General features: G+C 68.8%; 21 protein-coding genes. 12 read left to right on the top strand and 9 right to left on the bottom strand.

From position 1 onward, the window contains the following. The first annotated feature begins 71 nt into the window (after positions 1-71). The 6 genes from NWF34_RS08810 to NWF34_RS08785 all read left to right on the top strand — a co-directional run bounded on the left by NWF34_RS08810 (position 72) and on the right by NWF34_RS08785 (position 7,083). The gene (locus NWF34_RS08810) at positions 72-572 is read left to right on the top strand and encodes a flavin reductase family protein (RefSeq protein WP_258324720.1); all 501 of its coding nucleotides are present in this window, start codon (positions 72-74) and stop codon (positions 570-572) included. Between the two features lie 2 nt (positions 573-574). Next, positions 575-1,864, top strand: coding sequence for a bifunctional 3,4-dihydroxy-2-butanone-4-phosphate synthase/GTP cyclohydrolase II (locus NWF34_RS08805; RefSeq protein ID WP_258324718.1), 1,290 nt, complete (start codon positions 575-577; stop codon positions 1,862-1,864). Between the two features lie 64 nt (positions 1,865-1,928). Continuing rightward, a complete protein-coding gene (locus tag NWF34_RS08800) occupies positions 1,929-3,764 on the top strand; it encodes a GAF domain-containing protein (RefSeq protein WP_258324717.1) in 1,836 nt (611 codons plus the stop codon). A gap of 86 nt (positions 3,765-3,850) precedes the next feature. Next, on the top strand, positions 3,851-4,924 hold the full coding sequence (locus NWF34_RS08795) for a phosphotransferase family protein (protein WP_258324715.1): 1,074 nt from the start codon (positions 3,851-3,853) through the stop codon (positions 4,922-4,924). A 75-nt stretch (positions 4,925-4,999) separates the two neighbouring features. Continuing rightward, positions 5,000-6,286 carry an acyl-CoA dehydrogenase family protein gene (locus tag NWF34_RS08790; protein WP_258324714.1) on the top strand — a complete coding sequence of 429 codons (1,287 nt, stop codon included), beginning with the start codon at positions 5,000-5,002 and terminating at the stop codon, positions 6,284-6,286. A gap of 44 nt (positions 6,287-6,330) precedes the next feature. Further along, positions 6,331-7,083, top strand: a complete 753-nt coding sequence (locus tag NWF34_RS08785) for an SDR family NAD(P)-dependent oxidoreductase (protein ID WP_258324713.1) — start codon at positions 6,331-6,333, stop codon at positions 7,081-7,083. Between the two features lie 9 nt (positions 7,084-7,092). Here the strand turns inward: NWF34_RS08785 and NWF34_RS08780 are convergent, their stop codons facing one another. From NWF34_RS08780 to eccCa, 6 genes are all read right to left on the bottom strand, one after another. Then, positions 7,093-7,815 (bottom strand): HAD family hydrolase, encoded by a 723-nt coding sequence (locus NWF34_RS08780; RefSeq protein ID WP_258324712.1) that lies wholly within the window; start codon positions 7,813-7,815, stop codon positions 7,093-7,095. Continuing rightward, positions 7,812-9,155, bottom strand: a complete 1,344-nt coding sequence (gene glmM, locus NWF34_RS08775) for a phosphoglucosamine mutase (protein WP_258324711.1) — start codon at positions 9,153-9,155, stop codon at positions 7,812-7,814. The genes NWF34_RS08780 and glmM overlap by 4 nt, the downstream gene beginning before the upstream one ends. A gap of 2 nt (positions 9,156-9,157) precedes the next feature. Continuing rightward, positions 9,158-9,688: a 30S ribosomal protein S9 gene (rpsI, locus tag NWF34_RS08770; RefSeq protein ID WP_258324710.1), complete on the bottom strand. Its 531-nt coding sequence runs from the start codon at positions 9,686-9,688 to the stop codon at positions 9,158-9,160. Next, positions 9,685-10,128 carry a 50S ribosomal protein L13 gene (rplM, locus tag NWF34_RS08765; protein WP_258324709.1) on the bottom strand — a complete coding sequence of 148 codons (444 nt, stop codon included), beginning with the start codon at positions 10,126-10,128 and terminating at the stop codon, positions 9,685-9,687. Before rplM ends, rpsI begins: the two co-directional genes overlap by 4 nt. 194 nt (positions 10,129-10,322) lie before the next feature. Continuing rightward, on the bottom strand, positions 10,323-11,627 hold the full coding sequence (locus tag NWF34_RS08760; protein WP_258324707.1) for a type VII secretion-associated protein: 1,305 nt from the start codon (positions 11,625-11,627) through the stop codon (positions 10,323-10,325). 43 nt (positions 11,628-11,670) lie between these two features. Continuing rightward, positions 11,671-15,753: a type VII secretion protein EccCa gene (gene eccCa / locus NWF34_RS08755; RefSeq protein ID WP_258324706.1), complete on the bottom strand. Its 4,083-nt coding sequence runs from the start codon at positions 15,751-15,753 to the stop codon at positions 11,671-11,673. A gap of 99 nt (positions 15,754-15,852) precedes the next feature. Between eccCa and eccD the strand changes: the two genes are divergently transcribed. Together eccD and mycP are read left to right on the top strand one after the other, a co-directional pair. Next, positions 15,853-17,406, top strand: coding sequence for a type VII secretion integral membrane protein EccD (gene eccD / locus NWF34_RS08750; RefSeq protein WP_258324705.1), 1,554 nt, complete (start codon positions 15,853-15,855; stop codon positions 17,404-17,406). Next, positions 17,406-18,803: a type VII secretion-associated serine protease mycosin gene (gene mycP, locus NWF34_RS08745; RefSeq protein WP_258324704.1), complete on the top strand. Its 1,398-nt coding sequence runs from the start codon at positions 17,406-17,408 to the stop codon at positions 18,801-18,803. The genes eccD and mycP overlap by 1 nt, the downstream gene beginning before the upstream one ends. A gap of 15 nt (positions 18,804-18,818) precedes the next feature. On the opposite strand, the gene NWF34_RS08740 is transcribed toward mycP, so the two are convergent. After that, on the bottom strand, positions 18,819-19,772 hold the full coding sequence (locus NWF34_RS08740; RefSeq protein ID WP_006434430.1) for a 4-hydroxy-3-methylbut-2-enyl diphosphate reductase: 954 nt from the start codon (positions 19,770-19,772) through the stop codon (positions 18,819-18,821). Positions 19,773-19,823: 51 nt separating this feature from the next. Here NWF34_RS08740 and NWF34_RS08735 point away from each other — a divergent pair, with 51 nt between their 5' ends. From NWF34_RS08735 to NWF34_RS08725, 3 genes are read left to right on the top strand one after another with little or no spacing between them, the layout of a single operon-like run. Beyond that, entirely contained in the window at positions 19,824-20,558 is a 735-nt protein-coding gene (locus NWF34_RS08735; protein ID WP_258324703.1) for a lipid droplet-associated protein, read from the top strand. After that, positions 20,555-21,823: an exodeoxyribonuclease VII large subunit gene (gene xseA / locus NWF34_RS08730; protein ID WP_258324702.1), complete on the top strand. Its 1,269-nt coding sequence runs from the start codon at positions 20,555-20,557 to the stop codon at positions 21,821-21,823. Before NWF34_RS08735 ends, xseA begins: the two co-directional genes overlap by 4 nt. After that, positions 21,820-22,059 carry an exodeoxyribonuclease VII small subunit gene (locus NWF34_RS08725; protein WP_258324701.1) on the top strand — a complete coding sequence of 80 codons (240 nt, stop codon included), beginning with the start codon at positions 21,820-21,822 and terminating at the stop codon, positions 22,057-22,059. The genes xseA and NWF34_RS08725 overlap by 4 nt, the downstream gene beginning before the upstream one ends. Positions 22,060-22,061: 2 nt before the next feature. Here NWF34_RS08725 and NWF34_RS08720 read toward each other — a convergent pair whose 3' ends face one another. After that, positions 22,062-22,385 carry a hypothetical protein gene (locus NWF34_RS08720; protein ID WP_006434426.1) on the bottom strand — a complete coding sequence of 108 codons (324 nt, stop codon included), beginning with the start codon at positions 22,383-22,385 and terminating at the stop codon, positions 22,062-22,064. 76 nt (positions 22,386-22,461) lie between these two features. After that, complete coding sequence (locus NWF34_RS08715; protein WP_258324700.1) at positions 22,462-23,037, bottom strand: DUF4245 domain-containing protein; 576 nt, start codon at positions 23,035-23,037, stop codon at positions 22,462-22,464. 144 nt (positions 23,038-23,181) lie between these two features. Here NWF34_RS08715 and glpX point away from each other — a divergent pair, with 144 nt between their 5' ends. Further along, the gene (glpX, locus tag NWF34_RS08710; RefSeq protein WP_258324699.1) at positions 23,182-24,177 is read left to right on the top strand and encodes a class II fructose-bisphosphatase; all 996 of its coding nucleotides are present in this window, start codon (positions 23,182-23,184) and stop codon (positions 24,175-24,177) included. The last annotated feature ends 55 nt before the right edge of the window (positions 24,178-24,232 follow it).

The raw sequence follows: 24,232 nt of genomic DNA, 5'->3' as shown, positions 1-24,232 counted from the left end.
CGTCGCTGCGGCGCCGGTCCTCTCCGGCGTCGCAGCGACCCCAAACCTCTCACGCATCTCCAGGAGGATCGATGAGCGAAACCGTCATCGACCAGGTGGCCCTCGAGTTCCGCGAGGTGATGGCCCGGGTCTGCACGCCCGTAGCGGTCATCACCGCGTTCGACGACCAGCGACCGCACGGCACCACGATCAGCGCATTCACGTCGTTGTCGATGGGACCGCCGATGGTCCTGGTGTCCCTCGATCGCGGCTCCGACCTCCTCGCGATCATCCGTCGCACCGGTCGATTCGGCGTCAACGTGCTGGCCCACGATCAGGCCGACGTCGCGATGCGGTTCGCCCGCAAGGGCGCCGACAAGTTCGACGGGATCGTCTGGTCGGAGTCGTCTGCACTCCCCCGCCTCGACGGCACCTCCGGCTGGCTGGCCTGCACGACCGAATCCCTGGTGGACGGCGGCGATCATGTTGTCGCACTGGGCAACATCGCCGCGACCGGGGTCGCCCCCGTAGCACCTCTCACCTACCACGACCGGGTGTTCGGCACCCACCGAGCATTCGAGGTCGCCTCGTGAACATGATCCCCAGCACCCCGACCCCCATCGCGACCGAGGCGTCCACCCAGGCGGTCGCCCGTGCCGTAGCCGCGGTCGCCGCCGGCGGTTTCGTGGTCGTGGTCGACGACGACGACCGGGAGAACGAAGGTGACCTGATCTGTTCGGCGGCTTCCGTCACCGACGAACAGATGGCGTTCCTGATCCGGCACACCACCGGCATCATCTGTGCGCCCATGACCGCGGACCGCGCCCGCCGGCTCGAGCTGCCGCAGATGGTCGAGGACAACCGGGACGCGCACGGCACCGCCTTCACCGTCACCGTCGACCACCGGGATGCCGGCACCGGGGTCTCGGCACACGACCGCGCGCTCACGGTCCGGGCGCTCGCCTCCGACGACACCCCGGCCGGCGATCTGCGCCGCCCCGGGCACGTCTTCCCGCTGCAGGCGCGCGACGGCGGGGTCCTCACCCGCGCCGGACACACCGAGGCCGCGGTCGACCTGGTGACCATGGCCGGCGCCGGCGAGGTCGGGGTCATCGGCGAGATCATCGCCGACGACGGGACGATGCGACGCGGCGACGACCTGCTCGAGTTCGCCGAACGTCACGGACTGCCCGTGCTGCGCATCGCCGACCTCGTGGCCCACCGGACCGCCGCCGGGTCCTTCGTCCACCAGATGGCCACCGCGGCGATGCCGACCCTCTTCGGCGACTTCCGTGCGGTCGCCTACCGCTCGGACATCGACGGCACCGAACATCTCGCTCTCGTCATGGGCGACGTGGCCGCGGCCGGCGCCACCGCCGAGGGCGCGCTGGTCCGCGTGCACAGCGAATGCCTGACCGGCGACATCGTCGGCTCGTTGCGCTGCGACTGCGGTGCACAACTCGAACAGGCTCTGTCGGCCATCGCGGAAGAGGGCTGCGGAGCAGTCGTCTACCTGCGCGGACACGAGGGCCGCGGCATCGGGTTGGGCCACAAGATCCGCGCTTATGCACTCCAGGAACAGGGGCTCGACACCGTCGACGCCAACACCGCTCTCGGACTCCCGGTGGACTCGCGCACCTACGGCACCGGTGCCGCGATCCTGAAGGACCTGGGCATCCGCCGCGTCCGCCTGATCACCAACAACCCGGCCAAGTACGGCGGACTCGGTGGCCACGACCTCGAGATCATCGGCCGCGTCGGTCTCCCGACCGTCTCGACCCCGCACAACGTCCGCTATCTGCGCACCAAGAAGGAGCGGATGGGCCACGTCCTGCACGCCGACGCGGCGACCGGGGAGGCCCTGACCGGGACCGCCGGCGCGTGACCCTCCTCACGCGACATTGCTACCGTGGGGTTCATCATGCGCAATCGGTGAGGAGGTCGTGCGAATGACGGCCATCGTGGACGGCGGCGAGGCCGGGACGGCACGTGCCACCGGACGCGAACGCGACGTCATCGCCGCCTTCGCCGAGATCACCACCGAAGCGATCACCGACACGAAGCTGGAAGATCTCCTCAGCCTGGTCGGCCAGAAGCTCGGCGCACTTCTCGGCGTCACCCGGTGCTCGGTGTACCTGCGGCACGCCAACGGCAGCTACCGCGGCGCCGCGGGCTTCTGCCAGGAGGCCGGCGACATCACCGAGGCCGTGAAGAGGCAGGTCTCCGGTTTCGACGGCGACCTCTTCAGCCAGGAGGTCATCAACACGCGCGCACCCGTCGTCATCGCCGACGCGCTCAACGACCCGCGTCCCCACCGCCGAACGATGACGCACTGGGACGTCCGCGCGATGCTCGGCGTCCCGCTCACCTTCGATGATGCGGTGATCGGCCTGATCTTCGTCGACAGCCGCGGACGCGAACACGAGTTCACGCCCGCGGACATCGAGGTGGCCGAACTGTTCGCCCGCCTGTCTGCCCTGTTCATCAGCCAGGCGATGCTCAACACCCGCCTGCGCGGTCAGGCCGCCGAGATCGCCCGGAACAACGCCACGCTGGCCTACCTCGCCGACGTCCATCACGGGCTGACCAGCGCGGTGCTCGAGGGTGCCAACATCCACCGTGTCGTCGAGCTCCTGTCGGAGCTGTCAGCCAAGCCTGTGGTCCTCTACAACAACTCGTTCGACGTGCTCGCCTGGGCCGCGCCGGACGCGCTGAAGCTCACCGCTCCACCCGTGATGAGCGAGAAGGTGCGGACCACCGCCTCGGTGCGTCAGGCGCTCGCCGAACTGTCGGTGAGCACGCCGTCGGCCATCGTGCCCGCGCAGCTGGCCGTCGGCCTCGGTCGTCGGCATCTCATGTGCCGCATGGTGATCGAGGGCAAGCAGACCGGCTTCCTCGGCATCGTCGAGGTGGGCCGCAGCCTGGAGGCCCTCGACGCCAACATCGCCGAACGCGGCGCCACCGTCCTGGCGCTCCAGATGCTCTCCGAGCGTCGGCAGGTCGAGACCGAGGGTCAGGCGCGCGACGATTACCTCTCCGATCTACTGCGCAACAGCCGCGACAAGGAGCACCTGGTCCGACGAGGCCCGCAGTTCGGCATCGACCTGACCAATCCCCATGTCCTCGTTCGCTTCACCGTCGACGACGCGACCGACAGGCTGACGGCGTCGGCGATTCAGTCCCTGGTCACGCGCACCTTCGCCTCGGTCATGTCCATCTCCCCGCCACCGGCCGTCCGGCTGCCCGGGGCGGTCATCGTGATGGTCCGCCTGGAATCCGACGACCCCGACGAAGTCGGGCACGTCCGCGACCACGTATCGACGATCCGCGATCGACTCTCCGGTGACCTCTCGCTCGGGGCGACCCTGATCTCCGGGATCTGTCGCACCCCGGTCGACTATCCGCACGCCCATCGCGACCTGCGCGAGATGGGCTCGGTGGCAAAGTCTTTCGGTTGGGACGAGCGGGTGATGACGCTCGACGAGCTCGGCTTGTTCCGGGTGATCGTGTCCAGCGGCCACGTCAAGGAGGCCCTACACTTCGCGCACTCCTTCGTCGCGCCGGTACGACAGCACGACGACGGCACCCTCCTCGCCACCTGGCGGGCCTTCGTGGCCGCCGACGGCAAGGTGCAGGCGACCGCGTCGGCGCTGGACGTCCACGAGAACACCATCCGGTACCGCCTCGGGCGAATCAAGGAGATCGCACGGCGCGATCCGACCTCGCTGGACTGCCTACTGTCGGCGAAGATGGCCTTCCAGGTCCTCGATCTCGCAGGTCAGTGACCTACGACGACACCTGTTGGAGTTTCCTCCAACAGATCGGCACGACGACGGTTCTCCGCGAGGCGGACACGCCATAGGTTCGTTTCATGGCCCGCAGCAAGATCCCCGACCACCCCGCCCCCGCCGATTCGATTCCGGTGGACACCGCTGCGCTCGCGGTGTGGATGGACGAGCAGGGCCTGCCCGGCGGGGACACCATCAACCTCCGACCGCTGCACGGCGGTACCCAGAACATCATGGTGATCGTCAGCCGCGGCGGACGTGAGTACGTCCTGCGGCGCGGGCCCCGGCACCTGCGCCCGCAGTCGAACGCCGCGATCGCCCGCGAGATGACCCTGCTGTCGGCCCTGAGCTCGACGGAGGTCGCGCACCCGCGCTTCGTCGCCGGCACCACCGATCCCGACGTCCTCGGCGCGACCTTCTTCCTGATGGAACCGGTGCACGGGTTCAACGCCGCCGATGCGCTGTCGGCCCCGTACGCCGCGACAGCCGAAGGACGCGAGGCCATGGGTTACGCCCTCGTCGACGCACTCGCCGGACTGGCGGCGGTCGACCACTCCGTCGTCGGCCTCGACGACTTCGGCAAACCGGACGGCTTCCTCGAACGACAGGTACCGCGATGGCTGGCCGAGCACGAACGGTACGCCGGCACACCGGGATACCCCGGCGGAACATTCCCCGATCTGGATCGCATCGCCGGTTGGCTCGAGGACAACCGTCCCGGCCACTTCCGGCCCGGACTGTTGCACGGCGACTACCACGTGGCGAACGTCCTCTACGATCACCGCGCTCCCCGGGTCGCGGCCATCGTCGACTGGGAGATGGCAACCGTCGGCGATCCGCTGCTCGATCTCGGTGTGCTGCTGGCGATCTGGCCCGACGACCCGCGGCAGTCCGATCTCTACGAGAGCGCACTCGGACGCGCCGGCAACCTGCCGAGCCGGTCCGCTATCGTCGCCCGCTACGCGGAGCGTTCCGACCGGGATCTCGACGCACTGGACTGGTACACGGTTCTCGCGAGCTTCAAACTCGGCATCATCCTCGAAGGCACCTACGCCCGGTCATGTGACGGCAAGGCGCCCCGCGACGTCGGTGAACGACTGCACCGCTACGCCGACGGCCTGTTCGTCCGCGCACGCGGGATCATCGCCGGCGCCTGACCGCCGCGCCTCGCCGGTGCTTCCCCATCCACCCGTACTCGTCAAGGATCCCCCACAGAAACGGAGCACACCACCATGGCCTGGGATTTCTCCACGGAACCCGAATTCCAGAAGAAGCTCGACTGGATGAAGGACTTCGTCCGCACCGAGGTGTTCCCGCTCGAGACCCTCGATCTCGACTGGGATCAACTGCGCAAGGCGATCGCCCCGCTACAGGAAGAGGTCAAGGCGAACGACCTGTGGGCCGCACACCTCGACCCGGAACTCGGCGGACAGGGATACGGCCAGGTGAAGCTGGGCCTGATGCAGGAGATCCTGGGTTCCACACCTTTCGGACCGCTCGTGTTCGGCTGCCAGGCACCGGATTCCGGCAATTGCGAGATTCTCGCCGCAGTCGGCACCGAGGAGCAGAAGAAGCGGTGGCTCGAGCCGCTGCTCGCCGGCGAGTACTATTCCTCGTTCGCGCTGACCGAACCCGACAACGCCGGCGCCGATCCGACCAACCTCACCACCACCGCGGTCCGCGACGGGGACGAGTGGGTTCTCAACGGCCACAAGTGGTTCATCAGCAATGCAGCCACCGCCGACTTCATGATCGTCGTCGCCGTCACCGATCCCGACGCCGAACGCCACCGTCGCACATCGCAGTTCATCATCCCGATCGACGCACCGGGTCTCGACGTGGTCCGCGACATCGGTTCGGTCGAGAATCCCCGGCCGCGCCCGCACACCTACGGTTCGCACTGCGAGGTGGTGCTGCGTGACGTCCGGGTCGACGACACGGCACTCCTCGGCAATCGGGGCGACGGCTTCCTCATCGCCCAGAAACGACTGGGCCCCGGCCGGATTCACCATTGCATGCGCTGGATCGGTCAGGCGAGTCGCGCATTCGACATGATGTGCGAACGCGCCACCTACCGGTATGCCCACGGATCGGTCCTCGCCGACAAGCAGACGGTCCGCAACTTCATCGCCGACTCCGCGGCCGAGATCCAGGCCCTCCGTCTGATGACGCTGCATGCCGCATGGCGCATCGACGAGGAGGGCACGGCCGCCGCCCGCAAGGACATCGCGCTCATCAAGTTCTTCGGCGCCAAGATCTTGCACGACGTCATCGACCGCGCGCTCCAGGTCCACGGCTCACTCGGCTACAGCGCGGACCTGCCGCTGGAGTCCATGTACCGCGCGGCACGCGCCGCCCGGCTCTACGACGGTCCCGACGAGGTGCACCGCGACAGCGTCGCCCGCCAGTACCTCAAGGGATATACCCGACCGGCCGACGACCGGCCGACCGAGCACATCCCCACCCGGCGTGAGGCCGCCCGGCACCGCTTCGCCGAGTTGCTCGCCGAACAACCCTGACCCGATCCACGTCACCTCACACCCCAACCAGAAAGCGAACACATATGTCTCTCAACGGAAAAACAGCAATCGTCACCGGCGCGGCACAGGGCATCGGTCAGGCCACCGCCATCCGGCTCGCCGCGGACGGCGCCCATGTGGTCGCCGCCGACATCCAGGACTGCGAGGTCACCCTCAAGGAGATCGCCGAGACCGGCGGCTCCGCGGAGGCGATTCGCCTCGATGTCCGCGTCGCCGACGACTGGTCGGCGGCGGTGGAGCAGGTGACCGCCTCCCGCGGCTCGATCGACTGCCTGGCCAATGTGGCCGGTGTGGTCAACATGATCAGCGAGGACACCGTCGTCGGTCTCACCGAGGAAGCATGGGACCTCGTCGTCGGCACCGACCTCAAGGGTGTGTGGCTGGGTATGCGGGCGGTCATCCCGGGCATGATCGAGAACGGTGGTGGCCGCATCGTCAACATCTCGTCGATGGCCGCGCTTCGGGGTCTGCCCAACCTGGCGTCGTACTCGGCGGCCAAGGGCGGCGTCGTGGGTCTGACCAAGCAGGCGGCCTACGAGTACGGACCGCAGAACATCCTCGTCAACGCCATCGCACCGGGCACCATCGACACCCCGATCCTGGCCGACATCACCGAGGAGATGCGGCAGGCGAATGCCAACGCCCACATCGTCCGCAGGCTCGGCCGTCCCTCGGAGATCGCCTCGATGGTCGCCTACCTCATGCGTGAGGGCGACTTCCTGACTGGCGAGATCTACCCGGTCGACGGCGGCTGGGCCGCCAAGGGCAACTTCTGAGAGGAGATCTCAGCCGCGCAGCTCGATGCCATGAGCGGTCACGGCGTCGAGCAGCGCCGTCGGGCGATCGGCCGGCGGCACATCGTGCACGAGCGCGAAGGAACACCCCAGCGCACGGGCACCGCCGTCGGCCTTCTCGCTGTCCCCGACCATGAGCACGTCGCCGGCCGGCACGCCGATCGGGTCGAGGGCGGCGCGGAAGAGGCGCGGTTCGGGTTTGATCGCGCCGACCTCATAGGAGAGCGCGTAGGCGTCCACGAGGTGGTCGATGCCGTGCAGGGCAAGGACTTTGCGCAGGTCGAAGGCGATGTTGCTGACGATGCCGATCGGCACCCCGGTGTCCGCGAGACGCGTCAGCACCTCGACGGTGTCGGCGAACGGCACCCACGATTCCGGGTCGAGGACCCGGTCGTAGAGCGAGTTGGCGTGACCGGCGTTGCTCATCCCGACCGTGCGCAGCAGGGCGAGGTATCCGACCCGGTGCAGCTCCGGATCGAGATCCCTTCGCTCCCAAGCGGTCCGATCATCACCCTCGATACCCTCGGGCAGTCCGACCGGCGCGACCATGCGGCGGATGATGTCCGCCTGCCGCTCCGGGACGAACGCCTCGCCCGAATCGTCGAGGAGATCGACGAACCAGTCGTCGCGCGCCTCGAAGCGGAACAGGGTGCCGGAGAAGTCGAACAGGACCGCCCGCGGAGTGCTGGCCCTGTCCACGAGATCGGGGGTCATGCGCCGGCGGCGGCGACGACATCGGCGAGGCCACGGGCGACCGCGCCCGCCTGCTCCGCGGTGCCGGCTTCCACCATCACCCGGACGAGCTGTTCGGTTCCGGAGGGACGCAACAGAACTCGTCCCGATTCGCCCAGTTCGGCCTCGGCGTCGACGACGGCCTGCTTGACCGACTGCGACTCGGCGACTGCGTGTTTGTCGGCGACGCGGACGTTGATGAGCTCCTGCGGCAGCACCGTCACGATGCCGGCCAGGTCTGCCAGCCGCGACGAGGTGGCCGCCATGCGGGCCATGATCATCAGGCCGGTGAGGATGCCGTCACCGGTGGTTCCCGATCCCGGGACCACGATGTGGCCGGACTGCTCACCGCCGAGGGAGTACCCGCCGCGACGCAGCTCCTCCACCACGTAGCGGTCGCCGACGGCCGTGGTACGAACCGTGATTCCCGCCTCGCGCATCGCGATGTGCAGACCGAGGTTGCTCATGACGGTGGCGACGAGGACGTTCTCGTGCAGACGGTTCTTGTCGGCGAGCGATGTCGCCAGGATCGCCATGATGGCGTCGCCGTCGACGATCTGACCGGTGGAATCCACTGCGAGGCAACGATCGGCGTCGCCGTCGTGGGCGAGACCGAGATCGGCGCCGTGCTCGAGGACGGCGGCCTGCAGCTTGTCCATGTGGGTGGAACCGCAGTCGGCGTTGATGTTCAGGCCGTCGGGATCGGCGTGGATCGTGATGACCTTGGCACCGGCGTCGGCATAGGCCAGCGGCGCGAGTTGCGACGCGGCGCCGTGTGCGCAGTCGACCACGACCGTCAGACCGTCCAGACGCTCGTCGACGGCCTGGGCCAGGTGCCGCCGGTAGCGGTCTCCCGCGTCCGGTGCGTCGAGAACACGACCGACCGCCGCACCGATGGGCCGGACGAAGTCGTCGTCCATCGCCGCTTCGATCCGGTCCTCGACCTCGTCGTCGAGCTTGTGCCCGCCGGCGGAGAAGAACTTGATCCCGTTGTCGGGCATGGGGTTGTGCGACGCGGAGATCATCACGCCGAAGTCGGCGTGGTAGTCCGCGGTCAGGAACGCGACCGCCGGGGTGGGCACGATGCCGACGCGGATGGCGTCGACGCCGGTCGCGGCGAGTCCCGCGCACACGGCGGCTTCCAGCATCTCGCCGGAGGCTCGTGGGTCGCGACCGACCACCGCACGCGGGCGGCGCGAGTGATCGTCGGACAGGTCTTCGAAAACGACCGCGGCGGCCGAGGCCAGGCGCAACGCGAGCTCGGGAGTGAGCTCGGCGTTGGCCAGGCCTCGGACGCCGTCGGTACCGAAAAGGCGTGCCAAGATCAGCGCTTGGAGTACTGCGACGCCTTGCGGGCCTTCTTGAGGCCGTACTTCTTGCGCTCGACCGCACGCGGGTCACGGGTGAGGAAGCCGGCCTTCTTCAGGGCGGGGCGATCATCCGGGGTGACCTCGATGAGGGCACGAGCGATGGCGAGACGCAGCGCACCGGCCTGGCCCGAGGGGCCGCCACCGACGAGCTTGGCGTAGATGTCGAACGACTCGGTGCGCTCGACGGTGACCAGCGGAGCCTTGATGAGCTGCTGGTGCACCTTGTTGGGGAAGTACTCCTCCAGCGAACGGCCGTTGAGCTTGAACTCACCGGTGCCCGGCAGCAGGCGAACGCGGACGATGGCTTCCTTGCGGCGGCCGACGGTCTGGATCGGACGGTCGATCACGACCGGCTCGCGAACCTCTTCGACAGCGGCAGCGGTGTCGTAATCGTCGGCAGCGGCCTCGACGGCCTCCACGGCCTCAACGACCTCGACAGCTTCTTCGACGGCCTCGACGGCCTCGTTGATGTTCTCGTTGGTCACTGGGCCACCTGCTTGATCTCGAAGGGGACGGGGCGCTGAGCCGCGTGCGGATGGTTCGGGCCTGCGTAGACCTTCAGCTTCGAGGCCATCGCCCGGCCGAGCTTGTTCGAGGGCAGCATGCCCTTGATGGCCTTCTCGATGACGCGCTCGGGGAAGGTCTCGAGCAGCTCGGCGGTGGTGCGGGACTTCAGGCCACCGGGATGCCCCGAGTGGGTGTAGTTCAGCTTGCGGTCGGCCTTGTTGCTGGTCAGCGCGACCTTCTCCGCGTTGATGATGACGACGAAGTCGCCACCGTCCATGTGCGGGGCGTAGGTCGGCTTGTGCTTGCCGCGGAGCAGGTTCGCGCTCTGCACGGCCAGCCGGCCGAGCACCACGTCGGTGGCGTCGATGACGTGCCACGTACGCGTGATGTCACCGGCCTTCGGGGTGTAGGTAGGCACAGTTGGTCCTCAACTCTTGTCTTGTGGGTGCTGGTCGGATGTACGGCGGAGGTTGTTCCCGGCGACCAGTGGGGACCCGGGCCTCTTCTGCCTGTGCACACGCGTGTGCGACAGGCGCCGAGCACCAGCGATCCAGGTTACGCGACCGTGCAGGTCAGGGTCAAAACGCCGAGCCGACCCGTCACGCTCGTCACCTACTGTCCCACCCGTACCGATCTGACGGCCTGCGCGCATTCGCGGTCCACAGATTCGGCGGCCGTCCCGGCCTGACACCCGATCGACACCTGCAGACCGTCGTCGACGATGACATACCAGCGGATGGTGCTGCCCGACGCCGGAGCCTCCCGGTAGCTGATGACGTCGCGTCCGGCGTAGCGGGTGTCCGCGGAGAACTCGGTGACGACGTCGTCGCCCCGCTGGTCGATGCGATTACGCAGACTCGTGGCGACGGACTGCCGGGTCGACCCGTCGCGCAGCTCGGTCAGGACCGCGATGATCCGCCGGCCGTCGTCGGAGGAGACGAACACGGCGCGGGTCGTTGTCGGGTCGTCGGTGGTGTCGCTCGGGGTGTCCTGCCCGGACTCCCGCCAGTTCCCGGGAACCGACAGCGTGGCGCGCCCTACCGCGACCTCGGCAGCAGCGGGCGCGGGGTCGTCCCGCTGCCACCACCCGACCCCGACGGCAACGGCGACGACCACCACCGCCGCGGCCGCAGCACCGGCCAGCACACGACGGCTGCGTCGCCTCGACGCGTCCGGCGCCGGCATCGCGGGCCCGTCGGCCACCGGCACGGCGTCGTCGGCGACGCCACCGGTCCGGCGGCCCAGACGGACGAGAAGGTCGCGGTCCACCGGCACGACACGGCCCGCGATCGCGTGCGCGGCGACCAACTCTGTCGCCGCCGCCACCTCCCGCGGATCGTCACCGTCGACGAAGACGGCTTCGACCGCGTCGTCGATGATCGCGAGCCCCTCGGCCTCCTGGTCCCCCGGCTCGATCACGCCACTGCGCTCGATGTCCCAGCCCTCGGGGTGTCGCCGCACGATCTGCACATCCCAGGCAGCCGGGCGTGGACGGGCGGGATCGTGGGGCGGTTCCGGGATGTGCGTGGTCTCCACGACGGCACAGCGCCGCACGGTGATGTCGGCGTGGCTGCGCGCGATGAGGACCGCACGCGGGAGAAGCGTCAGTGGCGCCTGGCCCGCCCTCCGCCCTCCGGCATCGGCCAGCGACGACGCGCGCCGGTGTCCCCAGGTACTCGGATGCCCGACGATCAGCGGACGGTCCGGATCCGAGGCGTGGACACCCATCTCGTCGAACACCTGCTGCCACGCCTGCCGCAGGTGCCGGCGCCGGCCGTCGAGCACGACCGTCATCTCGTCGACGGCGAGGAGCAGCGGGCGCAGATCGCGGTCAGGGCACCTGTGCCCGGTGACCGGATCCCAGATCCGTGGTTGCCCGAACGCGAGGTCGACGACCGTCGGATGGCGTCGGCTCACCCCGCTCCTGCCCGTACCCGTCTCGTCCAAGGCAGATCCGTCGCTAGTCGTCGGCCGGTAGGTGGGCGACCTGGATCATCTCCTGTGGACGCACGCGCGAGACGAGCTCACCGCGTCCGGGCACCAGCCGCTGCATGCGGCTGCGTCCGGTGATGAAACCTTCGTCGCGGTCGCCGCTCATCAGCAGGATGTCGGACGACAGGTCCTTCAGCCGCGCGATCACGGGATCGAACATCGCCCGGCCGAGGCCGCCGGATCGACGCGCCAGCACGATGTGGAAACCGATGTCCCGGGCGTGCGATGCGTACTCGATGACCGGCAGCAACGGATTACCCGACGACGTTGCCACCATGTCGTAGTCGTCCACCACGAGGTACACCTCCGGCTTGCCGACCAACCACGAACGCTCCCGCAGCTGCTGAACGGTGACGTCGTTCGGGGGCATGCAGTCCTTGAGATACGCCGCCAGCTGGTTCATCAGTGTCATGGCATTGTCGTGCGAACTGGCGTATCCGGCGAGGTGATCGCCGTCGACCACGCCGAGCATCGTGCGGCGGTAGTCGATGAACGCGATCTTCACCTGCTCCGGGGTGCCGCCGGCGACGAGGCCGCGAACGATCGCGCGCAGCACGTTCGTCTTTCCGTGCTCGACGTCGGCGAACACCATGAAGTGGGGCTGCGCGTCGAAGTCGAGCACCACCGGGGCCAGCTCCAGTTCGCCGACGCCGATCGCGACCTGGTTCAGCGACAACGTGACCCCGGCCGCGGCCAGCCCGTTCTGAACGGCCGACATCGCGATCTCGGTGCTCAGCTTGCGGACCGGCAGCGCCGAACGGCCCGGGTACGCGGCGGCGAGTTTCTCCGCCGAGGCCGCCACACCGGCGGGCAGCGACTCGGCGCTGCTGACCGGGTCGAGGCGCGGCAGGGCGATGAGCATGTGGAGCTCCTCCGCGGTGAGACCACGACCGGGACGGTTCTGCGGGACGCCCGCAGCGGCGCGGCGACTCATCTCGGAGTCCGACGGGTCGCCGAGGCGCAGTTCGATGCGCGTACCCAGGAGGTCTCGGACCGCCGGGCGGATCTCGGCCCACCGCGAGGCGCTGACGATCACGTGCACGCCGAAGGACAGCCCCTGAGAAACGATCGTGGTGATCTGCTCCTCGAGCGACTCGAGTTCGGAACGCAGCACGCTGATGCCGTCGAGCACGAGGAAGACGTCGCCGAACAGGTCGGCGGCCAACGGATCGTCGGGCGCGAGGGTCCCGGAGGCGAACCAGGCCGCACGGCGGGCCCGGTAATCACGCATCGACTCGACGCCGAGACGGCCGAACAACAGCTCCCGTGCCCGGACGACCGCCCCGACCTCGGCGACGGTGCGGCGGACGGCATCCATGTCGCCGCGGGACGCCACCGAACCCACATGTGGGAGACCGGCGAGGCCGGCGAGACTGCCGCCGCCGAAGTCCAGGCAGTAGAACTGCACCTGTTCCGGCGTGTGCGTGGCCGCCGCGGCCATGATGATCGTGCGCAGCGTCGTCGACTTACCCGACTGCGGGCCACCGACCACGGCCACGTTGCCGGCCGCGCCCGCCAGGTCGATGACGAGCGGGTCGCGTCGCTGGTCGTAGGGGCGGTCGACCAGACCGATGGGCAACACGAGGTTGCCGGGGACCGTCGGCTCGGTCCAGTCGCGTGCTCCGACCAGGTGTTCCACGGTCGGCGAATCGTCGAGCGGGTCCAGCCAGACCCGGTGAGCCGGCGGGCCGGAGCCCTCCATGCGACCGATGATGGTCTGCATCAGCGTCGGCACCGACACCGAGGTCGGCTCGAAGTCGGCGGGCGCGGCGTCGAGGGCCGGCGGCTCCTCGTCGAGCAGGCTCGCCGCCTGATCGAGCAGTGACCGCGGGGAACCCTCGTCCAGCGGGACCGGCAGCGCGGTGAAGACCTTGAGGTTCCCGAGTCGCGGTATCCCCGACGTCATGGTGTCCGAGGTGTCTGAGGCCACGGCCGGCGAATAGTAGGGACCCGAGACGTACGAGGTGTTGAACCGGACCGGGTCGTCCGAGTCGCATTTCAGGTAGGCCGAACCGGGCACGCTCGGTAGGTGATAGGCGTCGGGAACACCGAGTACCGACCGGGATTCGTTGGCGGAGAATGTTTTCAGGCCAATTCGATACGACAGGTGGGAGTCGAGCCCACGGAGCTTGCCCTCCTCGAGACGTTGCGAGGCCAGCAGCAGGTGGATGTGCAACGAGCGGCCCAGACGACCGATCGCGACGAAGAGTTCGGCGAAATCCGGTTTCTGCGAGAGCAGTTCGGAGAACTCGTCGACGACGATGAAGAGGGCAGGCAGCGGTTCGAGGCGCACACCCGAGGCGCGGGCACGTTCGTAATCGGCGACGTTGGCGTAGTTGCCCGCCGCACGCAGGACCTCCTGGCGGCGATTCATCTCGCCCGACAACGCGTCCTTCATGCGGTCGACCATCGACAGTTCCTGCTCGAGGTTGGTGATGATCGCCGCGACATGCGGTGCGGACTCCAGCCCGAGGAAGGTCGCGCCGCCTTTGAAGTCGACGAGGACCAAGTTCAACTCGGTCGGCGAATGCGTGGCCAGCATGGCGAGGACGAGGGTCCGCAGGAACTCCGACTTGCCGGAACCCGTCGCACCGATACAGAGGCCATGGGGTCCCATGCCACCGTGGGCGCTCTCCTTGATGTCGAGTTCGACCGGCGCGCCGCTCGGGGTGTATCCGATCGGCACCCGCAGACGTTCACGACCGGTGCGTCCGCGCCAGGCCGTGGCCGGGTCGAAACGGGCGGCGTCGTCGATGCCGAGGAGGGCGGGCAGGCCCGGATCGGTCGAGGTGGCCTCGGATTCCAGGTTCGCCAGGGTGGCCGCCGTCGCCAGCCGGTACCGGGCCATGCGGCGTGCGATCGCCTCCGCCTCGGCGATCGTCAGCGAGTCCATGTCCGCGAATTCCTCGACACCCGCGACGCTACGGGCCGAGACCTTCCCCCCGCGCACCACGAGCTGCAGGCCGCGCCGGGCCGCGAGACCGTCCGGCGGTGCCGTCAGGTCGAGGACGGTGACGCCCTCCATGCCCGCGGAGCTGAGGATGCGCTCGTCGCCGGCGACGTAACCGTCGTCGATGACGACCACCAGATGGGCGCGGTTCCCGTTCGGCGGCGCCGACCGGCTGAACCGACCACGCTCCAGCAGGTCGGCGGCCAGCGCGTTCTCGAGATCGGCGAGCGTCGGATAGATCATCCGCATCGGCCCGATACCGTCGCGCAGCGTCGGATGTCCTACGTGCGGAAGCCATTTCGCCCAGTCCCAGGCTTCACCGGCGGGGTCGCCGGTGACTATGCCGATGTGGAGGTGGTCGGGGCCGTGGAAGGCGCAGAGTTCGACGATCATCGAGCGGACCAGTTCCCGGGTCTCCTGGCGGGCACCCTCGATGTTGATCGCCGGGAAGCCACGGAGCGAGATCGACCGGGGCAGGCTGTACACCGCGGAATGGGTCCGCACGAAGCGACGCAGGGCCACCATCGACACCGGCTCGATGTCCTCGAGCGGGCCGGTCTCCGGCGGCATCAGCCGGGTCGCGAGGCGTTGGACGCCGACTCCCACACGCACATGGGCGAAGTCGTTGTCGGCGGGGCGTCGCTCCCACATCCGCCGGCTGCCGACGACGTCGAGCAGCGCGTGCGGATCGGGATGACTCCAGGCACGGGCGGCGCGCTGGTTCTCCACGGTGTCGAAGACCTGGGCGCGCAACTGGCCGAGGTAGCGGAAGTAGTCCTTGCGCTCCTCGTTGAGTTCCGCGGCGCGCTTGCCGCCGCCGCGCCCACCGGCGGCGAACATGCCGAACATCGACATGAGCATCATCAGCGGGAACATCATGAACAGCGGATTGGTCAGGATGTTGCGGCCACCGGTGACCATCATCAGCGCGATCATGCCGACGACGGCGACGATCATCACCACCGGTAGCAGCTTCATGAGCAGGTTGCCGGGCACCACGCGCGGGACGTCCGGCGGCGCCTGGATGTTGACCTCGCCGCCCGGCATTCGAGGCGGCGTGATGCGTGGCCGACGCACGAATCCCTCAGTGGTCGTGACCACTCGATCCCCCCTGACACCTCGAGCTGTGTATCCCCGGGCGGGCGAACCCGCTGAAGTTGGCTATGTTAGCTGCTGAAACCTGGGGGAGGATTGACCTGTATGTCACCTGTGGACGGATTCGCGCCGGGACACCCGACGACCGCCGCGGACGGCAGTGGCGGTGACCGTCGACGCGCGGACACCGCAATCGAGCCGCAGCTCGTACGTGTTTCGGTGCTGGGCGGCAACACCCAGCTCGACGTCGGGCTGCCCGCGGGCATCCCGATCGCCGGACTCATCGGTGACCTCGTCGCACAGATCGAGTCGCGCAACCCCAACCGCCACGACCCGGACGACCCCGACTCGGATTCCCGCGGCCGCGGCCGCCCGCACGACCGGCAGAACCGCTGGACCCTGGCCCTGGTCGGCCAGGAACCGCTGGCCCTGCACCGCTCGCTGTCGGAGTCGGGAATCCGCGACGGCGACCTGCTCCTGCTGACCTCCACCCGGACCGGTGAGTCGCCGATCCTGTTCGACGACGTGGTCGATGCCGTTGCGCGACTGAACGAATCCCAGTTCATGAGTTGGACCGCGACCTCGGCGAGGTGTGTGGGTCATGCACTGGCCGTGGTCGCGGCGGTCGCCGCCGCGGCGGGGCTCGCCGCGAGTCGACTCGACAGCGGCGCACTGTGGCTCGCGGGAGGATCCGGGCTGGCGGTGATCGGACTGATCACCGCGGCCACGATCGTCGCGCGCTACTACCGGGATCAGCTCAGCTCGACGATCCTCTCGGTCTGCGCGGCGCCGATGGCATTCGTGACGGGCATGATCCTCACCCCCGGTTCCTTCGGCGCCGCACATCTGACACTCGGATTCGCGCTGACCCTGGTCACGGCGGTCATCACCTACCGGATGACCGCGGTCGGTGCGACCGCCCACAGTGCGCTGACCAGCGCCGCACTCGTCGGCGCCCTGGGATGTGGTGCCCGAATGCTCATCGACGCAGACGTCGCGGAGGTCGCGGCCGTCGTCGCGGCGGTGGGTCTGCTGCTGATCGGGCTCTCCCCACGACTGACGATCCTGCTCGCCAAACTGCCGTTGCCGCCGGTCCCCACCGCGGGCGCGGCCATCGACGTCAAGGACATCGAACCGCAGCCGTCGATCGAGGGCATCGGCGCGATCGGGGCCACGGCACTGCCGAAGGCCGATGCGCTGGAACGTCGCTCGTACATCGCCAACGCGTACCTGACCGGCATCATCGGCGGCCTCACCGGCATCGTCGCGATCTCGGCGGTGCTCACCGCCGCTCCCCTCGCCGGCTTCGACTGGAAGAACGCGGCCTACGCCGCGATCATCGGCGTGGTCCTGTGCCTGCGCGGACGCTCCCACAGCGACCTCTTCCAGGCGGCGATCCTCATCATCGGCGGCTCGCTCGTCGTGCTCACCCTGCTGGTCGGTCTGGCGTTCGGGGACGGCCGGTGGCCGATCGTGTCCTTCGCATTGGGCAGCGTCGTCCTGATCGCCGCACTCGTCTTCGGAGTCGTTGCGCCTCATCAGGATTTCTCCCCGGTGATGCGCCGGTGGGCGGAGATCGGCGAGTACATCCTCGTCGCGCTCATCGTCCCGCTGCTGCTGTGGCTGCTCGACCTGTACCGGATCGTCCGGGAGATCTGATGTCCCGGGCACGCACCCGGATCGCGGCGCCTCTCGCACTGGCGCTGACCGCGACCCTGCTCGGGTTGACCTCCTCCCCCGCCGCCGCAGTCACCCCGCCGCGTGTCGACGCATCGGCACTGATCCGTTCGGCACCCGTCGCACCGCCGGAACCGACCGAGCAGAGCCATCTGTGCAATACTGCGACCCTCACCCGCAACACCGCGAATCCGACTGCCGCCCAATCGATGATGAATCTCGAGGAGGCCTGGCGTTTCAGCCGTGGCGCCGGACAGCGGGTGGCGGTCATCGACACCGGCGTGACACCGCACCCGCGACTCGGGCGCGTCACCGCGGGCGGCGACTACGTCTCGAACGGCACCGGACTCGAGGACTGCGACGCCCACGGCACCCTGGTCGCGGGCATCATCGCCGCCCGGCCGAGCACCTCAGACGCCTTCGCCGGGGTCGCGCCCGCAGCTTCGATCATCGGCATCCGCCAGTCCAGCAGCGCCTTCAAGGCCAAGAACGATCGCCGCGACGACGACCCCGCACCGGCGGTCGGGTCGGGCTACGGTTCGGTCCGGACACTCGCCCACGCCATCGTCCGCGCCGTCGATCTGCGCGCCACCGTCATCAACATCTCCGAGGTCGCGTGCGCGTCGGCGGCCGACAAGGTCGACGACCGCGCACTCGGGGCGGCGATCCGGTACGCCTACGACCGCGATGTCGTGGTCGTGGCGGCGGCCGGCAACATCACCCGGGACGGCGCCTGCCAGAGCCAGAATCCGACGCCTCCCGCCGGCGACCCGGAGGACTGGAGTGCGGTGACGACGATCGCGAGTCCCGCGTGGTACTCGCCGTACGTCCTCACCGTCGGCTCGATCGACGCCGCGACCGGCACACCGAGCGATTTCAGCCTCCACGGCCCGTGGGTGGGTGTGGCGGCACCGGGCACCGACATCGTGAGTCTCGACAGCGCGAAGGGTTCGGACCGCCTGGTGTCGGCGCAACGCAGCGAGAACGGGCCGCTGCCGCTGATCGGGACGAGCTTCGCCGCACCCTACGTCGCCGGTACCGCAGCTTTGGTCCGGGCACGGTTCCCCGACCTGAGCGCACGGGAAGTCATGGATCGGATCGTGGCGACCGCCCACGCCCCGGGAACCGGACACGACCAGCGGATCGGTCACGGGGTCGTCGACCCGGTCTCCGCCCTGACCGCGGAACTACCCGTCGATCAGCGGGCCGGGCCGCAGTCGGCCCCGATCGCCGCACCGGTGCCCCCGACGCCGCCGGACCACACCGCACGCAACGTCGCCATCGCGGGGGCGGGTGTCAGCGCCGCGCTCATCGCTACCGTGCTCACGATCGCGCTGCCCCACCGTCGGGTGCGCAAGCTCGACCCCGACGAGTGCTGATCAGAGCGATCCTGATCAGCTGGTGGTACGCGCGGGCCGCAACTCGCGCGGCAGCGCGAAGGTCAGTGTCTCGTTGGCGGTGTTGACGGTGTCCACCGTGTCGTAGCCGCGTTCGGCGAGAAAGTCGAGCACGCCGCGGACGAGGACCTCGGGCACCGACGCACCGGAGGTGACGCCCACCGTGCTCACACCTTCGAGCCAGACGTCGTCGATCTCGCGCGCGTAGTCGACCAGGTGGCCGGCCCTGGCGCCGGCCTGCAGGGCCACCTCGACCAGGCGAACCGAGTTCGACGAGTTCTTGGAACCGACGACGATGACGAGATCGCAGTCGGGGGCCATCGCCTTGACGGCGACCTGCCGGTTCTGGGTGGCGTAACAGATGTCGTCGCTGGGCGGATCGTTGAGCAGCGGGAACTTCTCGCGCAGGCGCCTCACCGTCTCCATGGTCTCGTCGACCGACAGCGTGGTCTGCGACAGCCAGACCAGCTTCGACTCGTCGCGCACGGTCACCGAGTCCACACTGTCCGGGCCGTCCACCAGCTGGATGTGCTCGGGCGCCTCACCGGCCGTCCCCTCGACCTCCTCGTGGCCCTCGTGGCCGATCAGGAGGATGTCGTAGTCGTCGCGGGCGAACCGCTTGGCCTCCTGGTGCACCTTCGTCACCAGCGGACAGGTCGCGTCGATGGTCTTCAGGTTGCGTTCCGCGGCGGTCGCATGGACCTGCGGTGAGACACCGTGTGCGGAGAACACGACGATCGCCCCCTCCGGCACCTCGTCGGTCTCGCCCACGAAGATCGCCCCGCGATCCGCCAGGGTCTCGACCACGTGGCGGTTGTGCACGATCTCCTTGCGCACATAGACGGGAGCGCCGTGCTTGTCGAGAGCACGCTCGACCGTCTCCACCGCGCGGTCGACACCCGCGCAGTAGCCGCGAGGTTCGGCGAGCAGGACACGCTTCGTGACAGACATGCTTCCAGGGTACGGGTTACAGACGGGTGCCCGTGATGGCAGAGTGTTGGCATGCATCGCGCACCCTACCCGGCCCGTATCGCCGCAGGTCTGATCGTCACCGCCCTCGAGGAGACGCGCAAGCTTCCCGCGCTGTTTGTCACCCTCCCGATGACAGCGGTCAGCCAGACCCTGCAGGCAGGTATGCGGGCCCAGCAGAACATCGCCGAACTCGCCATCAAGGGCGACGTCGTCCTGGAGATGATCTTCGACAAGCCCAGCGAGCAGCCCGAGTGGGCCCGCTTCGACGAGGACGACGTCGAGACCCCGGCCCCCGACGCCGACGCCGACGCCCACGCCGGCGACGTACCGATCGAGACGCCCGCGAAGCCCGCCAGGCCTTCCACGAAGGCCACCACCATCGACGACGAGATCGAGGCCGCCGCCGACGGCAACGACCCGGGCGACCAGCCCGCCGATGCCACGGATGCCACCGCCACACCGCCGCGTGCCGATGCCGGCCGTTTCGCGCTGTACAGCTCCGCGCCCGAAGACGTCCTGGACGCCGCGGAGACGCCGGCGACCCCTGCCCCGGCGTCGAAGAACGGCTCGACACCCGAGATCGTCGAACTCATCGACTACGACACCCTGACCCTGGCACAGTTGCGGGCACGTCTACGGGCGGTCGGCACCGACGACCTCACCAGCCTCGTCGACTACGAGAAGTCGAACCGCGGTCGCGCACCGTTCGTGACGATGCTCGAGAACCGGATCGCCTCGCAGAACAAGCGCTCCACCGAGGCGTGAGCGGGACCTCGCCGAATTCGGCCGAGAATCCGTGGCCGGTACGGACGGTCAACACGAAGATCGCCGACTGGATACACCGATTGGGCCAGATCTGGGTGGAGGGTCAGGTCACCCAGATCAGCCGGCGCCCCGGTACCCGCACGGCCTTCCTCACCCTGCGGGACCCGGCCGCCGACATCTCCATCTCGGTGACGTGCAGCCCGGATCTGTTGATGCGCACCGAGGTTCCGCTGACGGACGGCAGCCACGTGGTCGTCCTCGGCCGCCCGAGTTATTACACGGGCCGCGGCACGGTGTCGTTGCGGATCAGCGACATCCGTCCGGTCGGGGTCGGCGAACTGCTGCTTCGGATCGAACGCCTCCGTCAGCTGCTGGCCGCCGAGGGGTTGTTCGACAACCGGCTCAAACGTCCGCTGCCGTTCCTGCCCCGCGCCATCGGGCTGATCAGCGGGCGGGCCAGTGCCGCCCAGCACGACGTGGTCAGCGTCGCCACCAGCCGGTGGTCGGCCGTGCGCCTGGACATCCGTGAGGCACCCGTGCAGGGCCCGACGGCGGTGGCACGGATCCTGACCCACCTCGCCGACCTCGACGCCCACCCCGACGTCGAGGTGATCATCATCGCCCGCGGCGGCGGCAGCGTCGAGGATCTGCTGCCGTTCTCCGACGAGGCGCTGTTGCGGGCGGTCTCGCGGTGTCGGACGCCGGTGGTCAGCGCGATCGGGCACGAGCCCGACAATCCGCTGCTCGACCTCGTCGCCGACCTGCGTGCGGCCACCCCGACCGACGCCGCCAAGCGAGTGGTGCCCGACGTCGAGGCCGAACTCGCCGGGATCGACGACCTGCGCCGGCGTAGCGCTCAGGCGTTGCGCAACTGGGTGCGCCGCGAGACCGGGGTGATCGACGGACTGCGGCGACGTCCGGTCCTCGCCCGGCCGGGCGTGATCGTCGACCAGGAGTCCGCGAACGTGGCCGAGCTGGTGCGTGCCCTGCGGCGCGACGTCCTACGCCACGTCGACACCGAGGACCGGCGCCACGAGCACCTCGCGGCCCGGCTCTCGACCCTGGGCCCGGCCCAGACCCTCGCGCGTGGCTACGCGGTCGTGCAACGAACCGACACCGATGTGACCCACGTCGTCAGCACTCTCGACGATCTGCCGGCGGGCGCCGAACTACGCATCCGCGTCGCCGACGGCGCGGCGAGGGCCACCGTCACCGCCACCGAGGCACCCACATCCACGTCCACGGACGACGAAGGAGATTCGTGAGCACCGACGAGGAGTACACACCGGTCACCGAACTCGGATACGAGGAGGCGCGCGACGAACTCGCCGACATCGTCAGCACACTCGAGCACGGTGGCCTCGATCTCGACACCTCACTGGCCCTGTGGGAACGGGGCGAGGCGCTCGCGACTCGCTGCGAAGAACATCTCCGCGGCGCGCGTGAACGCATCGAAACCGTGATCGCACACAAGAATTCGGCCGACGAGGACGACGAGTAACGTCAGTCGAAGTCGACGAGAACCCGCTGGTCGACCGCGGACACCCGCGACCGCTCGGCGGCTCGAACCGGACCATCGGTGAGCACCAGCGGTTCCCGGCGGCCTGCCGGCGGGTCGACTCGCACGCACGGCACGCTGATGACCTGACCGCCGGTCGCAGCAACGGCCGCGCCGGCCCCGTACACGGGAACCACGATCACCAGCAGGGCGACGAGCACCGCGACGAGGACAAGTCGTCCCCACATGATGTTCAGCCAGGCGTCGGCCTGTGCGGACAACGACGTCGCCGGTGTCCACCTGTACCTGTGCCAGAATTCCCCGGACATGAGCGCCTCCTGGAGCAGACGCTATGAACGGAGGCACTCGTCATCGCGAGTAGTCGGCTACTCGAATCGTCTCCACTCAGGCATCGAGCGGTTGCTGCGTCGCCACCGACGACGCGATCGTCTCGATGTCGGAGTCCGGTCCCCGAGAGAGCACGCCGATCCGGACATCGCCGAAGTTGGCGATCCAGAACTTCTTGCCTTCGGAGGTCTCGTAGGTCACCCACTGCCGGCCACCTGCTTCGCGGGTACCGGTGCCGGTGGTGTCCGCGTACTCGCCACCGCTCCCGCCGAGGTACGGCACCAGCAGGTCCTCCGAGGCGTCGGTCTGACTCAGCTGCACATAGGCCTTGCTCGCACTGAGCCAGCCGACGGTGCTGACCCGATGTCCCTCGATCGCATCCGACGAGCCGGAGTTGGGCTTCCATCCTTCGGGTGTGGGCGGCCGGCGGATCGGGAACGGCATCTGCCGGGCGTCGGCGTCCAGTGCGGTGACCACATCGAACGCGGGCACCTTGCTGTCTGCGGGGTCCTGATTCAAGCCCACCGAGCAATTCCCCGACGCGATCGCCACCAATGCACACAGCGCGATCAGCGGCACCAACGACCAGAACATGTCCTTGCCGTTGATGAGAATGCGCGGTTTGTCTGCCATGTCGCCGAGTATCCCACCACCAGGGTCAGTCACCGAACGGCCGGTGTGACATGCAAGGATGGTCCCTGAGATCACCGCCACACCCACGGATCCCAGGGGCTGCGACCCACTGAGATCGGGGCCACACATGAGGAGCCGAAGCCCATGACAGCCAGCAACCACCAGGCACCCGATCGCAACCTCGCGATGGAATTGGTCCGTGTGACGGAGTCGGCTGCACTCGCGGCCGGCCGCTGGGTGGGTCGCGGTGACAAGAACGGCGGCGACGGCGCGGCGGTGGACGCGATGCGCCAGCTCCTCTCGACGGTCTCCATGCGCGGCGTCGTCGTGATCGGCGAGGGCGAGAAGGACGAGGCGCCGATGCTGTACAACGGCGAAGAGGTCGGCAACGGCGAGGGCCCCGACTGCGATGTCGCGGTCGATCCCATCGACGGCACCACCCTGATGGCCGAGGGCCGCCCCAACTCGATCTCGGTGATCGCGGTCAGCGAACGCGGCACCATGTACGACCCGTCGGCCGTGTTCTACATGGACAAGATCGCCGTGGGTCCGGACGCCAAGGGCGCAATCAACATCAACGAGTCGGTCGAGTGGAACATCAACTCGGTCGCCAAGGCCAAGGGCATCGACGTCGCCGACCTCACCGTCATCGTCCTCGACCGGCCCCGCCACGCCGATCTCATCGGCGAGATCCGCCAGGCCGGCGCCAAGATCCGCCTCATCTCCGACGGTGACGTCGCCGGCGCCGTAGCGGCCGCCGACGACTACTCGACCGTCGACATGCTGATGGGCGTCGGTGGCACCCCCGAGGGCATCATCACGGCCGTCGCGATGAAGTGCATGGGCGGCGAGATCCAGGGCAAGCTGTGGCCCCGCAACGACGAGGAGCGCCAGAAGGCCATCGACGCGGGTCACGACCTCGACCGGGTCCTCACCAACGACACCCTGGTGAGCGGCGAGAACAGCTTCTTCTGCGCGACCGGTGTCACCAACGGCGACATGCTGCGCGGCGTCACCTACCGTCCCAACGGCGCGACCACTCGTTCGCTGGTCATGCGATCGAAGTCGGGTACCGTCCGTCGCATCGAGGCCGTCCACAAGCCGGCCAAGCTGCGCGAGTACGCCCGCATCAGTCTCTGACGCTCGGCGTCGACCTCTGACACACCGAGCAAACGGCCCCGCGTCGGGGAGTTGC

Origin of the sequence: Gordonia sp. GONU (assembly GCF_024733855.1) — a bacterium.
Lineage (GTDB): Bacteria > Actinomycetota > Actinomycetes > Mycobacteriales > Mycobacteriaceae > Gordonia > Gordonia amicalis.
Note: the sequence above shows the minus strand (reverse complement) of the source record. Positions and strands in the feature narration are given on the sequence as shown.